Origin of the sequence: Actinomadura sp. SCN-SB (genome assembly GCF_043906805.1) — a bacterium.
Lineage (GTDB): Bacteria > Actinomycetota > Actinomycetes > Streptosporangiales > Streptosporangiaceae > Spirillospora.
Genome location: NZ_JBIMPP010000032.1, coordinates 57727 through 71839, shown reverse-complemented (window position 1 = coordinate 71839; position 14113 = coordinate 57727). Strand labels below are relative to the sequence as shown.

The 14113-nt window shown below is 71.0% G+C and carries 11 protein-coding genes and 1 pseudogene; 3 read left to right on the top strand and 9 right to left on the bottom strand.

The window, feature by feature from the left end; translation table 11 throughout:
* Nucleotides 1-32: 32 nt before the first annotated feature.
* The gene (locus ACGWYJ_RS21295) at nt 33-3377 is read right to left on the bottom strand and encodes a phosphotransferase (protein ID WP_395107962.1); all 3345 of its coding nucleotides are present in this window, start codon (nt 3375-3377) and stop codon (nt 33-35) included.
* 360 nt (nt 3378-3737) lie between these two features.
* Here ACGWYJ_RS21295 and ACGWYJ_RS21290 point away from each other — a divergent pair, with 360 nt between their 5' ends.
* On the top strand, nt 3738-3869 hold the full coding sequence (locus tag ACGWYJ_RS21290) for a DUF3463 domain-containing protein (RefSeq protein WP_285697364.1): 132 nt from the start codon (nt 3738-3740) through the stop codon (nt 3867-3869).
* A 94-nt stretch (nt 3870-3963) separates the two neighbouring features.
* Nucleotides 3964-4461: a GNAT family N-acetyltransferase gene (locus ACGWYJ_RS21285; protein ID WP_395107961.1), complete on the top strand. Its 498-nt coding sequence runs from the start codon at nt 3964-3966 to the stop codon at nt 4459-4461.
* On the opposite strand, the gene ACGWYJ_RS21280 is transcribed toward ACGWYJ_RS21285, so the two are convergent.
* From ACGWYJ_RS21280 to ACGWYJ_RS21245, 8 genes and pseudogenes are all read right to left on the bottom strand, one after another.
* Nucleotides 4452-5966, bottom strand: a complete 1515-nt coding sequence (locus ACGWYJ_RS21280; protein WP_395107960.1) for a sugar ABC transporter ATP-binding protein — start codon at nt 5964-5966, stop codon at nt 4452-4454. The genes ACGWYJ_RS21285 and ACGWYJ_RS21280 overlap by 10 nt on opposite strands.
* Nucleotides 5967-5973: 7 nt before the next feature.
* Nucleotides 5974-7155, bottom strand: coding sequence for a sugar ABC transporter substrate-binding protein (locus tag ACGWYJ_RS21275; RefSeq protein WP_395107959.1), 1182 nt, complete (start codon nt 7153-7155; stop codon nt 5974-5976).
* A 68-nt stretch (nt 7156-7223) separates the two neighbouring features.
* Nucleotides 7224-8243: an ABC transporter permease gene (locus ACGWYJ_RS21270; RefSeq protein WP_395107958.1), complete on the bottom strand. Its 1020-nt coding sequence runs from the start codon at nt 8241-8243 to the stop codon at nt 7224-7226.
* The gene (locus ACGWYJ_RS21265; RefSeq protein WP_395107957.1) at nt 8240-8887 is read right to left on the bottom strand and encodes an isochorismatase family protein; all 648 of its coding nucleotides are present in this window, start codon (nt 8885-8887) and stop codon (nt 8240-8242) included. The genes ACGWYJ_RS21270 and ACGWYJ_RS21265 overlap by 4 nt, the downstream gene beginning before the upstream one ends.
* The gene (locus ACGWYJ_RS21260) at nt 8884-9930 is read right to left on the bottom strand and encodes a hydantoinase B/oxoprolinase family protein (protein ID WP_395107983.1); all 1047 of its coding nucleotides are present in this window, start codon (nt 9928-9930) and stop codon (nt 8884-8886) included. The genes ACGWYJ_RS21265 and ACGWYJ_RS21260 overlap by 4 nt, the downstream gene beginning before the upstream one ends.
* A gap of 112 nt (nt 9931-10042) precedes the next feature.
* A pseudogene (locus tag ACGWYJ_RS21255) lies at nt 10043-10651 on the bottom strand (hydantoinase B/oxoprolinase family protein); the annotation flags it as partial.
* A 106-nt stretch (nt 10652-10757) separates the two neighbouring features.
* Nucleotides 10758-12827: a hydantoinase/oxoprolinase family protein gene (locus ACGWYJ_RS21250; protein ID WP_395107956.1), complete on the bottom strand. Its 2070-nt coding sequence runs from the start codon at nt 12825-12827 to the stop codon at nt 10758-10760.
* A gap of 138 nt (nt 12828-12965) precedes the next feature.
* The gene (locus ACGWYJ_RS21245; protein WP_395107955.1) at nt 12966-13532 is read right to left on the bottom strand and encodes a GNAT family N-acetyltransferase; all 567 of its coding nucleotides are present in this window, start codon (nt 13530-13532) and stop codon (nt 12966-12968) included.
* Between the two features lie 99 nt (nt 13533-13631).
* Here ACGWYJ_RS21245 and ACGWYJ_RS21240 point away from each other — a divergent pair, with 99 nt between their 5' ends.
* Nucleotides 13632-13973: a HEAT repeat domain-containing protein gene (locus ACGWYJ_RS21240; RefSeq protein WP_395107954.1), complete on the top strand. Its 342-nt coding sequence runs from the start codon at nt 13632-13634 to the stop codon at nt 13971-13973.
* Nucleotides 13974-14113 lie beyond the last annotated feature (140 nt).

The following is a 14113-nucleotide window of genomic DNA, read 5'->3' as shown; positions in this document are numbered from 1 at the left end:
GCGGTGGCTTCGCCGGGCGGACACCTGCGGGTCTAGAGCGTCAGTTCGTCCTGGACGAGGGCCATGAGGTCGGGCCGCTGTTCGCTGAGGCGGCGGGCGATCCATCGGCCGTCCGTGTCGGCCGTCCCCAGGTCCGGGGTGTCGATCAGGCGGCGCAGCAGCATCAGGGGAAGCAGGGCGTTCAGGGCCGCACGATCGACGGCGTCATGCCCGTAGCCCTCGATGAGTGGATCGGCGGTGGCACCGCGTGGCAGGTCGATGGCCAAAGCCCAGGCCAAATCGAGCATGGGCGGTCCCTGCTCGATCGCGCCCGGATCCAGGATGCCCGTGAGGGCGTCACCATCGAACAGGGTATTGTGTCCGACGGCGACATCCCCATGGATCGGTGTCATGGGCATTCCCGCGCAGGCGTCCGCGATCAACCCGGCGATCGCCGGGTAAGCGGCTGGGACCGTGCGGCGGGTCCATCCCAGCAGGACGCCGAGGGCTCCTGGATCGTCGAGGCGGAGCCCACCGCCCGGGAAGAACGAGTGCCAATGGCGCAATGCGCGCCCCAGAGCACGCTGACGTCCAGGGGTCGGCCTGTCGCCGGGGGCGCCGGGTAGCCGTTCCAGCACCGCCCACCAGGCAGTCCCCGCGCTTGTCGTCGCGGTGCCGTGGTCGAGCAGCCGAGGCGCCGCCACTTCGGTGCGCACGCGGATTCCCTCAAGCCGGAGATGGGTCTCCAACCGCTCGTGACTGCGGCGCTGAACCTTGATCACAGTCCGTTGCCCGGTGAGGATCCCGTCCTCGGCCGGACGCACGGCGCCGTCGTAGGCGGGGCTGGCACACGCGGCCCGGACGGCGTGGTCGACGGTGGACTCGTCCAGGTGACGTGTCGGAATCAGCGCCTCCCGGTCGTTCACGTCGAGCCGACCGCACCGCCGCCCGGCCGGTCCGGGGAGGCGGTCACGGAGCCGGTCCAGTGGGCCCAGCCAGCGGCGCAGAGTGACCTCGTCACCGTCCAGCCAGCGGACCGACGTGCCTGCGGCCGGGTCCGGGACGCCCGCCCACATGCCGATGATTCGAACCCACGCGGGCAGGCAAACCCGCTCACCGAAGCGGGCCGCCTCCGCCAGGCGCCTGGCGATGGCGACGGCCTCACCGGTGTGCCCGGAGGCGGCATGGAACAGCACCTGCACGGCCTCGGTCGGTACGAGTTCGCCCACAGCGCCGAGCTCGTCGTACCTTCGTACGGCGGCGTCCAGCAGCTCGTCCGCGCTAGCCATCTCACCGAGCAGTGCACATGCCATGGACTCCGCCAGGTCGCAGTGCGCGATCCCGATGAGTTCTCCGACCGTCTGGTTGAGTTCCCGCGCCTGCGGCAGGATTCGCAACGTGCGGGCTGGGTCGAACCACATTAGCGCGAGCGCGAGTCCCCGGATCGCACGCGCCTCCCATAGTGGCGCGTGCACCCGCCTGGCATGGTCGAACGCCAACCGGAACATGGCCGCCGCTTCTTCGAAACGGGCGTTGTGGAGGTTGCTGTGGCCGAGCATGTCCGCTCTGCGAATCTGGTCCAGGTCGGCGTCGGACGCTCGCTCCATCAACTCTCTGACATTTCCATGATCACCACGCCTGAGTGCGTTGTCGGCCAGCCCGAACACCGCACTGCGGCCGATGAGCGGGTGCTCGATCTTCAACACATGGCTGGCGGCGTCATCCAGCCGCCCGACGATATGAGCGCGGTTCGCCAGCTCGAAGCGAAAATATTCCGCGAAAGGGCCGGACGCATCCTCCCCGCCCTCGCCGATGACCAGTTCGCGCATCCGCTGGTAGCGGTCCTCCGCATTCAGGTCGCCTCGCGTGGTCAGCCTGGCGACGGTGGCGAGCTTAGCCAGCTCGGGGGAGTCGGCCGGTTCGGGAAGGGACGCCAGCACCTGCCAGTGCCCCAGCACGCTGAGGCTGTAGGTCAGCTCGGCCAGCACTGGCGGTAGCACGCCATGCTCATGCGCTCCCCGGAACACGAGCTGGAACGCGGCCACGGCCCGGCGGCTGCGGACCGAGAGGGGGACGGGATGGTCGGGACGCTCGTCCCAGACCGACAGCGCCACGCCCGCCATGTGATCGATCGCCCGCCGCAAATGCTCATGCCGCTCGCCGCCCGTCCACCCGTCGGCGGTGTAAGCATCGCAGTCGAGCACGCTGCGGCGCAGATTGTCGTGCAGGTGGCAGGCCGGCCACACCGAGTCGTCCCGGTGGACGAACGGCCGCGCCAAAAAGTCCTCGATCCTGCGGCGCCGCACCTGCGGAAGGGTCGCGTGCAAGGACTCCGCGTCGAACGCCTCCAGCAGCGCGGCGGCCCGGAGCAGGTCGCGATCCTGCTCGGAGAGGTCCCGCATCGTACGCAATACCAACTCGGGGAAGCCCAGCCCGAACGCCTCGGCCGGGGGCGTCTCCCTCTGAGCCAGGTACTGCCCGTACAGTGCCGCCGACAGGTCCAGGTACAGCGGCGAGCCGCCCGAACCCTCGATCATCCGCTCCCTGATCGGTACCTCGATCGCGGGCCGGTCGTCGATGGTCAGCCGGGTCGTGAGGTACTCCAGGGCGGACGCGCGCTCGAACCCGTCTAGGACGAGCCGGTCGCGTCCGGCCAGACCGGGCCAGCGATGCTCGCCTCCGTAGGTCAGCCCGACCGCCCGGACCGGATCGTCCCAGCGCGGCGGCCGTCGTCCCGCCGCGACGAACGCCACGTTGGGCATCAGGTACACCAGCCGCGAAACCAGGTCCTCCAGCCCGTCGCGCTCGGGTGGTAGATCCTGGAGGTTCTCCACGGTGTCCAGTACGCAGAGGGCCAGGGTGTCCTTCTGGGCCCTGACCCGCTCCAGATCGGCCGCCAGCAGCACCGGCATGTAACCGAGCATCCGGTCGGGATCCCGCTCCTCCAGGATCGGGTCCAGTGCAGGCAATTCCGCGCGCAGCCGCCGCAACCTGGCCTTCTGCGCCACTGTCGTGCCGAGCCTGCTGATCACCTGGTAAGCGGCGGTGACGGCCCCGAAACCGCCCAGCACCTGATCGACCGTCCCGCCGACCTGCTCGGCCACCCGCCGCGACTCCGACGTTCCCCGATTCAGGTACGCCGTCAGTGACTCGCCCGGGTGCTTCCGCTCCCAGTAGACCGCCAGCGCCACATCGAACGCGGGCCACGACTTCGCCAGCCCGCCGAGCCCTGCCCGCACGCGCAGCAGGATCGTCTCGAAACTGGCGCTGGCCGGATCGCTGAAATCCACGACCACGGCCGCCCTGTTCTCCGGTATCCCGTCCAGTTCACCGGCCATGGCCAGCGAGGCGACATGCCTGACCAGCGTCGACTTTCCGATACCGCCTTCACCGGTCACCGTGTGAAGGTTGTCGGCGGCCCGCTGGAAGTCCATCAGTTCGGAAACCGGCCATGGGCGTCCGACAGCCCTCAGTATCCCCTGATGAAGGCGCCCGATCTGCTCCTCCCGATCCGTGAAGACCTCATGTGCGACGAACGGAACCCCGGGGCCGAATCCGAAGAACTGATCGATGCTCACGGCCACAGCCGACCACAACGCCCCGCCCGCTGGCAACGCAGGTCTCGCCCACGCCCCCGGACGGCGAGACGGAAGATCGAGGCGGGTGCCCTGATCGCGTTGGTCCTCTTCTCCGATCGCCCGAGCGGACGTCCGTGGGCTTGAACCGAGCCGGTAGGCGGCCGTCCGCGTCAGCCCTTCGTGAGAACTTCACCATGGTCCTCGAAGGCACGCTGCGCGAACTGCATGGCGCACTGCGGCTACGAGCCCACGGCCGTCTTCAGCACCCTGGGCTCCCTGAAGCAATCACTCCGCGCCCTCCGCGCCTCCTGAGCCGGGCGACGGGGAGCGGGCAGGCCACAATGGCAACCGTTGCCCGTCGATGCGTGACCCCCGGAGGCAGGAGTTGGACCCCAGCGACCCTTACGTGAGCACGCCGCGGCTTGTGCTGCGCCCGTTGACGGGGGACGACTTCGACGATTACGCGGCGATGATGGCCGACCCGGAGGTGGGTCACTTCCTGGGCGCCGAGGGCGGCATGTCGCGTGCGGACGCGTGGCGTAACCTCGCCATGATCATCGGCCATCGTGAGGTACGCGGCTACTCCATGTGGGCCGTCCTGGAGAAGGGCACCGGGCGTTTCGTCGGCCGTGCGGGCCCGTGGCGGCCGGAGGGCTGGCCCGGCCTGGAGGTCGGGTGGTGCCTGGCCAGGAAGGCGTGGGGGAAGGGCTACGCGACCGAGGCCGCGCGCGCGGCCGTGGCCTACTGCTTCGACGAGCTCGGCGCGGACGAGGTGCTCTCGCTGATCGCCCCGGAGAACGCCCGGTCGGTGCGGGTCGCGGAGCGCATCGGGCACGCGTTCCTCCGGGACGCCGAGGTGAGGGGCCGTCCGTGCCGGATCTACGGCCAATCCCGTCAGGCGTAGACGGCCGCGGCCAGGCGGGCCGGGGACAGTTCACCGCGTTCGATCACCTGGACGCACCGGCCCGCGCGGAACACGTGGACACGGGTGCACAGGTGTGCGAGGTCTTCGTGTTCCACGGAGGACAGCAGGACGGCGGCGCCCGCGTCGGCGGCCGTCGAGAGGTGCGCGAAGACCTCCCGTTTGGCGCCCACGTCCACGCCCTGGGTGGGTTCGTGCAGGGCCAGTACGCGGGGTTCTCCCAGCATCCATTTGGCCAGCAGCACTTTCTGCTGGTTGCCGCCTGACAGGTAGCGCATGGCCAGCCCCGGGCGCGGTGGCACGATGCCGAAACGTTCCGCCTGCTCGATGACGGCGCGGCGCTCGCGGGCGCGGAGGACGAGCGTGCGCAGCGCGGTGAAGGCCGGGAGGGTGGGCAGCGTCATGTTCTCGGCGACCGTCAGGGACGCGGCGTGACCGGCCGCGGCCCGGTCCGCCGGGAGCAGGGCCATGCCCAGGGCGATACCGGTCCGCGGGGTCAGCCCGGGGGCGGGCACGGTGCGCCCGGCGAGGGTGATGCGGCCCGCGGTCGCCGGGCGGGCGCCGGTGAGCAGGTACGGCACCTCGTCGTAGCCGGAGCCCGGCAGCCCGGCGAAGCCGACGATCTCGCCGGGCCGCGCGGTGAAGGACAGCCCGGCCAGCCCGCCGCCGGCCAGGCCGTCCACCTCCAGCAAGGGCTCGCCGGACGGCGGGGCCGTGTCCGGGTACAGCTCCTCGGCCGGCCTGCCGAGCATCAGTTCCAGAAGGTCGCGTTCGGTGCGGCCCTCCGCGTCCACGACCCCGGCGAGCGCGCCGCCGCGCAGCACGGCCACCCGGTGGCACAGGGCGAGCACCTCGTCCAGCCGGTGCGACACGAAGATGATCGACGTGCCGTGCTCGGCGAGCGCGCGGAGCACCGCGAACAGCCGCTCCACCCCCTCGTGCGGCAGGTACGCGGTCGGCTCGTCGAGGACGAGCAGCCGGTGCTCGACCCGTTCCTCGTTCTCCTCGATGTCGGCCAGGCCGCGGGCGATGGCCACCAGCGCCTGCTCGGTCACCGACAGGTCCGCCACCCGGGTGCCGGGGTGGACGTCGAGCCCCGCTTGGCGCAGGTAGGTCCGCACCAGGCGGTGTTCGGCCGCCCAGCGGATCCGCCGGCCGAGACCGGTGGAGAACCGGGCGATGCGCAGGTTCTCCAGCACGGTCATCGACGGCACCAGAGCGAGGTCCTGGTGGATGAAGGCCATGCCGGTGCGGACGGGGCCCGCCCCCAGCGCGTGCGTCACGTCCCGGCCGCCCATGGTCACCCGGCCGCCCGGGTCGGCCTGGTGGTAGCCGGCCAGGATCTTGATCAGCGTCGACTTGCCGCTGCCGTTCTCGCCGATGAGGCCGAGGATCTCGCCGGGCCGCACGGTGAGGGTGACGTCGCGCAGGACGCGGATGCCGTCGAAGGTCTTCGACAGCCCGTCCAGCTCCAGCATCGCCGTCATGCCCGGGTCAGCCCTTCTTCCAGAGCGCCGGGAACCTGGTGCGGTAGTCGCTGCTCCCGTACCAGGAGAACTCGTCCTTGCCCTTGATCAGGTCGGCGTTGCCGGTGTCGAAGACGCGCAGCCCGATCTTGTAGTCCTGGATCGGCGCGGCCCCGGACAGCACCCGGAAGATCTGGTCGGTGGCGGCGTAGGCCCACCACTCGTTGTGCCCGCCGACGTCCAGCTTCAGGCCGCTGGCCGGGTCCTTGAGCTGCTCGACGATGCCCGGTGTGGCGTTGAACGCGCCGACCTTGACCTTCGAGCCCGCGCCCGCGGTGCGGATCGCGCCCAGACCAGGCAGCGCCTGCCCGTCGTACAGGGGCAGCAGGTAGGTTCGGGACGGGTCGCTGTTGATGGTGGTCTGGAACAGCGACGGGATGGACGACTCCCACTGGGGGATCTGCACGTCCTTCATGGTCATGTCGCAGCCGGGGCACAGCCGCTTCACCTCGTTGAGCGTGCCTTGGGCCTGGGGCTGCGAGGCGGGCACGTCGTCGGAGGAGACCACCATCCCCTTGCCCTTGCCCTGCGAGTCGGCGACCATCCACGCGCCGATCAGCTGCCCGACCTTGACGTAGTCGAAGCTGACCTCGGCGTCCTGGCCGGCGTCGCGCCTGCCGGGCACGCCGATGTTGCCGCTGATGACCTTGATGCCCGCCGCCTTGGCGCGGGTGATCTTGGCCTGGAACAGCCGGGGCGGCAGCGCCTGGAACATGATGACGTCGGCCTTCTGCGCGATGGCCTGGTCGAAGCCCTTGTTGGCCTCGTCCACCGAGCCCTTGGCGTCGATCACGTTGAGCTGCACGCCGCCGTGCTGCCGCAGCAGCCGGGTGAGCGAGTCCGACCAGTACTTCAGCACCGGGATCGAGTTGGACACGCTGATGTAGGTGACCTTCTTGCCCGCCAGCCCGCCGATGTTCACCGGCTGGTCGGGCCCCTGCCAGGCGGGCGGGTTGCGGTACTGGTCGATGATCCTCTTGGCCTCGGCGATCCCGGCCGCGGGGTCGGTGAACGCCGGGGCGGCGCTCTGGCTGGACGTGGCGCCGGCGGCGTCGTCCTCGGCGTCGCTGCAGGACGCGGCCGGCAGTGCCATCGCCGCCAGCAGAACCGCCAGCGGCACGGCCCGAACGCGCGCGAACCTTGATGACATGGGTGCTCCAGGGGTTGTCGCGGTTGAACAGGCGTCAGGGACGGGACGGGTGAAGAAGGGAACTGCGGTCAGCGGATGCGCGGCAGCCGGCGATGCCCGGCCAGATGGCTGAGCGTCACGGCGGCCACGAGGGAGGCCCCGTAGAAGACCTGTTCCGGCCAGCCGGCGTACCCGAGGTACTGGAGCCCCGTGATGCCGGTGGTCAGGAAGTAGACGGCGACGAACGCGCCCCAGGCGTTGAAGCGCCCCGGCACGATGGTGGTCGAGCCGAGGAACGCCGCGGCGAACGCGGGGAGCAGATAGTAGGAGCCGGCCTGCGGGTTGGCGGCGGCGTTGGTCCCGGCGAGGACGACGCCCCCGAGCCCGGCCAGCGTGGAGGTGGCGACCAGCGCGCCGGCGCGGATGGCGGTGACGCGCAGCCCGGCCAGCCGCGCCACCTCCCGGTTCTCCGCGATGAAGATCATTCGGCGGCCGAGCGGGGTGTGCTGGAGGACGAACCAGAGGACGAGGGTGAGCAGCAGCCCGCAGTAGAACGGCGCCGGGATGCCGAACAGCAGCGGGTCGGTCATGAAGGTCACGGTCTTGCTGGAGATGCCGGTGACCACCTTGGAGTCGGTGATGCCGAGGGTGATGCCGGCCAGCAGGGTCCCGGTGCCGAGCGTGACGACGATGGACGGCACCCCGGCGAACACCGACAGCGCGGCGTTGACGGCGCCGAACAGCGCGCACACCACCACGGCGGCCACGATGGCGGGTCCGGGGGCCCAGCCGGACTGCCCGTCGAGGACGGCGGCCAGGCAGCCGCCGAAGCCGACCACCGAGCCGACCGACAGGTCGAACTCCTCGACCGCGAGCGACACCAGCACCCCGAGGGTGGCCAGCAGGATCACGGTCTGGGTGCTGAGGATCAGCTTGACGGTGGACAGGGACGCGAAGCTGTCCGAGCGCCAGGAGAAGAACGCGATGATGAGGACCCAGACGCCCAGGACCCCGTAGCGTTCCAGCAGCGCGCCGGACGGCCGCGCCCTCACCGGCGCCGGGCCCTCGGCCTCCCGGTCCAGCAGCGCGCCGGAGCCCGGCGCCGTCATCGCGGCGGGCCCTTCAGCCGTTCGACCACCTCCGCCTCGTCGCGCACCTCCGCGTACTTCGCCTGGAGGTCGAAGAGGTTCGCCTCGTGCGGCCGAAGGTCGCGGTCGCCGACGGCCTGCCGCACGACGATGGGGACGTAGCCGTGCGAGATGGCGTCGACCGCCGTGGCGCGCACGCACCCGCTGGTGCTCACCCCGCAGATCACCAGCGTGTCGACGCGCGCCGCCGCGAGCGTGGACGCCAGCGAGGTGCCGAAGAACGCGCTCGCGTACTGCTTGACCAGCACCAGCTCGCCCGGACGCGGCGCGACCTCCGGCATGATCTCCCCGAGGGCGGCGTCCGGGGCGCCGGCGGCGAAGTGCCGCAGCGCCCCGACCTTGCGGTAGAACAGCCCGCCGTCCACGCCGTCCGGGCCGTACGCGACCCGGGTGAACAGCACCGGGACGCCGCCGGTGCGGGCCGCGTCGACCACCCGGGCGGCCGAGTCCAGGCAGTCGCGCGTGCCCATGTACAGCTCGGCGCCCGGCTGGAAGTACGCCCGCACCATGTCGATGACGATCACCGCGGGCGAGGCGCCCCAGTCGAGGGAGCGCCCGAACCCGGCCGAGGCGTAGTCACGCGACAGGCCGTCGTCCCCGGTCATGCCGGCACCGGTGGCTTGGGCGCGGGCAGTCCGGTCTCCGCCTCGCAGTTGGCGATGATCTCCTCCAGCGGCGGGCCCATGTTGAACACCGGCAGCTCGGCGGGACGCTCCCCGCGCAGCCGCTCCCGCAGCGAAGCGGTGGCGTCCACGTCCAGCTCCCCGTCCGGCGACACGACCACGCCGTAGCGCCTGGCGCCCTCCGGGGACACCAGCCCGCGCCGTACCTCCAGCGCGACCAGCTCCGGGTCGCGGGCCAGCGGGTCGCCCCAGCCACCGCCGCCCCAGGTGACGAAGTGCAGGACGTCGCCCCTGGCCACGGCCACGTCATGGACCTTGCTCGGCAGCACCTCGACGGTCCCGTCCGCCCGCTCGATCCACTTGCGCCCGCGGGCGCCCGGGTCGCCGCCGTTGACGCCCCACGGGTAGGTGAGCCACCGGTCGTCGTGGATCGCGATCGTCCCCGGCTCCAGGAACCGGTACGCCACGTCCACGCCGTTGCCGCCCCGGTGCAGCCCGGCGCCGCCGGTGTCCGGGACCGTCTCCCAGCGCTCGATGCGCAGCGGGTAGTACGACTCCAGGTACTCGCAGGGGATGTTCACGAACGAGGGCCACAGCGAATGGCCGTCGGGCCCGTCCCCGATGGGCCGCCCCGGGATGCCGCCGAAGCCGATCGAGTAGAGCTGGAACCACTCGCCCTCGCGGTCGCCGTCGGAGTAGTGGCCCGAGTACATGAAGTGCGGCGAGGACGAGAACCCGGCCGCGTTCAGCAGGTCGGGGGTCTTCTGCCCGAGCAGCCCGCCGAACAGGTCGAAGATCCGCCCGACCCCGTGGTTGCGGGCGTTGAGCGCCGCGGGGAACTCCGGCTTCCAGAACGACTTGTCCGGGATCTTCACGTCCACCAGCGGGTAGAACCCGTCGTTCCACAGGATCTGCGGGTCCGCCACCGTGATCATGTAGATGCCGAAGAACATCCGGGCCAGATTGGGGTTGATGTAGTAGTTGATCGGCCCGGGGGACTGCGGGTCGCTGCCGGTGAAGTCCAGCAGGACCTTGTCCCCGGTACGGGTGAGCGACAGCGTGAGCTTGTACGGGGCCGTGCCCCACGCCGTCGTCGCAGATGTAGTCGGAGAAGGTGAGGGTCTCCCCGTCCTCGAACAGCGTGGTCAGCAGCGTCTTCATCGCCTGGTAGTTGCGGTCGAGCAGGGCCTCCAGCGTCGACACGTAGGTGTCGGCGCCGAACCGCGCGCACAGCTCCTGGATCCGGCGTGACGCGGTGCGGCAGGCCGCCACGATCCCGTTGAGGTCGGCCCGGTTCCAGTCCGGCTGCCGCACCTGGTTGAGGATGATCCGCAGCGCGTCCTCGTTCAGCACGCCCTTGCTGTAGAGCTTGAAGGGCGGGATGACCACGCCCTCCTCGTAGATGGTGTGGGCGTCGGTCGGCATCGAGCAGACCGTCTTGCCGCCGACGTCGGACATGTGCCCGAACATCGACGCCCAGCCGACCACCCGGCCGTCCACGTAGACCGGCATCACCACCAGCCAGTCGTTGGCGTGGCTGATCGCGCCGTCGCAGGAGTACGGGTCGGAGGTGAGCAGGACGTCGCCCTCCTCGATGGTGCCGTCGAACCGGTCCAGCAGCGCCGGGATCGACAGCCCGAACTGGCCGACCACCATCCTGCCCTCGGGGTCGCCGATCAGCGGGAACTCGTCGTGCTGCTCGCGGATGCCGGGGGACAGGGCGGTGCGGAACAGCACCTCGTCCATCTCGTACCGGGCGTTGCGCAGCGCGTTCTCGATGATGTCGACGGTGACGGGGTCCACCTCGACCCGGGGCAGGGGCTCGGTGGTGCTCTGAATGATCTGTGCCATGTCATGCCTCCGGGCGGATCAGCAGGCTGCCGCCGACGTGCACGGTCGCGGCATGGCCGGGCAGGACGAGGGTGGTGGAGTCCATCTCGGTGACGATCGCGGGACCGGGGATCACGTCGCCGGCGCGCAGCAGCGTGCGGTCGTAGACCTTCGCCTCGGCCTCGGCGCCCTCCACGTACAGCCGGGTCGTGCCGGTCACCGCGGCCGACGGGTCGCCGTCCCCCTCGGGCAGCCGCGCGGCCAGCACGTTCGGGCGCGGGCCGCTGACGGCGGCGCGCGCGCTGACCAGCTCGTGCTCGTTGCTCAGCAGGAAGGAGAACAGCTGCTCGTGCGCGGCGTCGAACGCCTTGCCGAGCGCGGCCAGCCCCGCGCCGTCGTCGGACTTGTCGTCGAAGACGCCGATGTCGACCGGCACCGGGATCTCGAACCCCTGCCCGTGGTAGCGCAGGTCCACCTGGTAGGTGACGGTGTGGTCGGTGCGCGGCACGCCCTCGGCCTCCAGCGTCGCGGCGGCCGTCTCGGCCAGCTCGGTGAGGATGCCGTGCAGCTCGGCGTCGGTCAGCTCGGAGAAGCGCCGGATGTAGGTCCGCGCGGCCTCGTCCCGCAGGCTGGTGGTGGCGTCGCCGTACGCGCACAGCACGCCGGGTGACGGCGGGATGATGACCGGCCACGCGCCGGTGAGCCGGCCCAGCGCGTTGGCGTGCAGCGGACCGGCGCCGCCGAAGGCGACCAGCGCGAAGTCCCGCGGGTCGAAGCCCTGCTGCACCGAGACCAGCCGGATCGCGCCGAACATGTTCTCGTTGACGATGTCGATGATGCCCTGCGCCGCGGCCTCGACGCTGGGCAGGCCCATCGCCTCGGCCACGGTGGCGACCGCCCGCCGCGCGGCCTCCCGGTCCAGGGTGATCTCACCGCCGGCCAGCTCGGTGGGCAGGTAGCCGAGCACCACGTTGGCGTCGGTCACGGTCGGGTCGGTGCCGCCCGCCCCGTACGCCGCCGGGCCGGGCTCGGCGCCCGCCGACTGCGGCCCGACCCGCAGGGCCTTGGTGAGCTCGGGGACGTGGGCGATGGAGCCTCCGCCGGCGCCGACCGTCCGCACGTCCACCGACGCGGCCCGCACGGTGAGGTCGCCGACCTTGGTCTCGCGGCCGATCCTGGCCGTGCCGTCCTGGACGAGCGCCACGTCGGTCGAGGTGCCGCCCATGTCGAAGGTGAGCAGGTCGCTGAACCCGGCCTGGTTCGCGGCCCAGATCGCGCCGGTGACGCCGCCGGCCGGGCCGGACAGCAGCATCGACACCGGGTTCCGCGCGGCGACCGCGGCGGAGGCCAGGCCGCCGTCGCTGCGCAGGATGTAGAGGCCGCCGTCCACGCCGCCTTCGGCGAACTTGGCGGTCAGGCCCTCCATGTAGCGCGCGACCTGCGGCTGGACATAGCCGTTGGCCACCGTGGTGATCGTCCGCTCGTACTCGCGCAGCTCCGGCAGGACGCTGGAGGACACCGACACCGGCACCCCGGGCAGTTCCTCCGCGGCGATCTCCGCGATCCGGCGCTCGTGCGCGCCGTTGACATAGGAGTTGATCAGCGAGACGGCCAGCGCCTCCACGCCGCGTGAGCGCAGCCGGCGCAGCCCCTCGCGGATGTCGTCCTCGTCCAGCGGGGTGACGACCGAGCCGTCGGCGCCGATCCGCTCGATCGCCTCGATGGTGTTCTCCAGCGCGGCCAGCGGCTCGGGCTTGGGCCAGATGATCCAGCCCGCCAGCCCGCCGGGGACGAAGGACCGGGCGATCTGGAGCACCTGCCGGAACCCGCGGGTGGTCACCAGGCCGACCCTGGCTCCCTTGCCCTCCAGGATCGCGTTGGTCGCGACGGTCGTACCGTGCAGCACCTGCCCGATCCGGGACGGGTCGATGCCGGCCTCCGCGGCGGCCTTGCGCATCCCCGCGACGACGCCGATCGACTGGTCGTGCGGCGTCGAGGGGGTCTTCGCCCGGAAGGTCTGCCCGGTCTCCTCGTCGATCAGAAGGATGTCGGTGAACGTCCCGCCGACGTCCACGCCAAGTCTGTAGCGCACACGGCCTCCCTCTACCACGGCGTCGGGGCGGGTTGTATACATCTATTCCATGAAGGACGCCATACACAAGGGAACACCCGAATATTTCCACGAGATTGCATACACGTTGTGGTCGGATGCCGAGCGGAGGCCGGGGCCCTAGGAGGCCGGCCGGTCGATCCGGTACACGTAGTGGGACCGGTCGTCGATGGGGTTGTCCGGCTCCAGCTCGCCCTCCGCGACCCTCCGCAGGCCGGCCTTCTCCAGCGCGCGCCAGGAGGCCCGGTTGGCCGCCGGTACCGGGACGATGATCGCCGTGGCGTCGGGATACCGTTCCCAGGTCTCCGCGACGACCGCGCGGATCAGCGCGGGGCCGAGGCCACGGCCGGTCAGCCCGCGATCGCCGATCAGGTAGTCGATCGTCATCCCCCCTTCGGGGACGTCCATGACGGCCGCCAGCTCGGTCACGTACTCGGGGAAGTCGCGCAGCCGGCAGCGCTGCACGAAGGCGAACGGGCTGCCGTCCAGGAAGGCGAGCAGGTCTTCGGAGGGTTCCTCGCCCCTGGCCGCCGGCAGGAAGTCCCGCGTCACGGCCTCGATCGAGGTCTCGTGGTTCCACCACCTGGCCACATGTGGCTCGGCCAGCCACCGGCTCAGCAAGGGGAAGTCCGGCTCGGCCAGCCGGCGCCAGGTGATCGTCATCGCGTTGTCCACAGGGCTCTCCACATGCCGACGCTAACCCGCCGTCGCCGCCGCCACCTTCCCTTTTTCCGGTGGTCCGGGCCGGTGCGCCGGCGTGTCGGTGGGCGCCCCTAGGGTCGGCGTATGTCGCGGCGCCGTTTCGATCAGGCCATGCACCGCATGCGGGAGAACGACCTGCGGGTACGGGAGGACGCGTTCGACTTCCTGCGCGAGCACGCCGACGCCTACGTCGACGAGCTGATCGCGGAGTTCGAGGCCGAACGCGATGATCACGACCTGCGCTGCTGGCTGCTGGAGCTCATCGCCGAGGCCCGCTCGCCGAAGGCGCTGGAACTGTTCCGCGGGCAGTTGCGGAGCGTGGACGACTCGTTGCGCTTCTGGGCGGTGCGCGGACTGGAGATGCTCGGCGACAGGAACGCCGATCAGGCGCTGGACGAGGCGCGCGGCGACGGCTGGATCGCCTGACCTGGCCTTCCGCCCCCGGCCTTGGAGTCCCGCTCGACGGAGATCGCCTTTTTGCGCCGGTTTCGGCCGTGTTCGTGGTTGGCGAATCGGTGCGCCTGCAATCAGGAGGCGTTACGATTCCGCCGGGACGGTCGCAAACA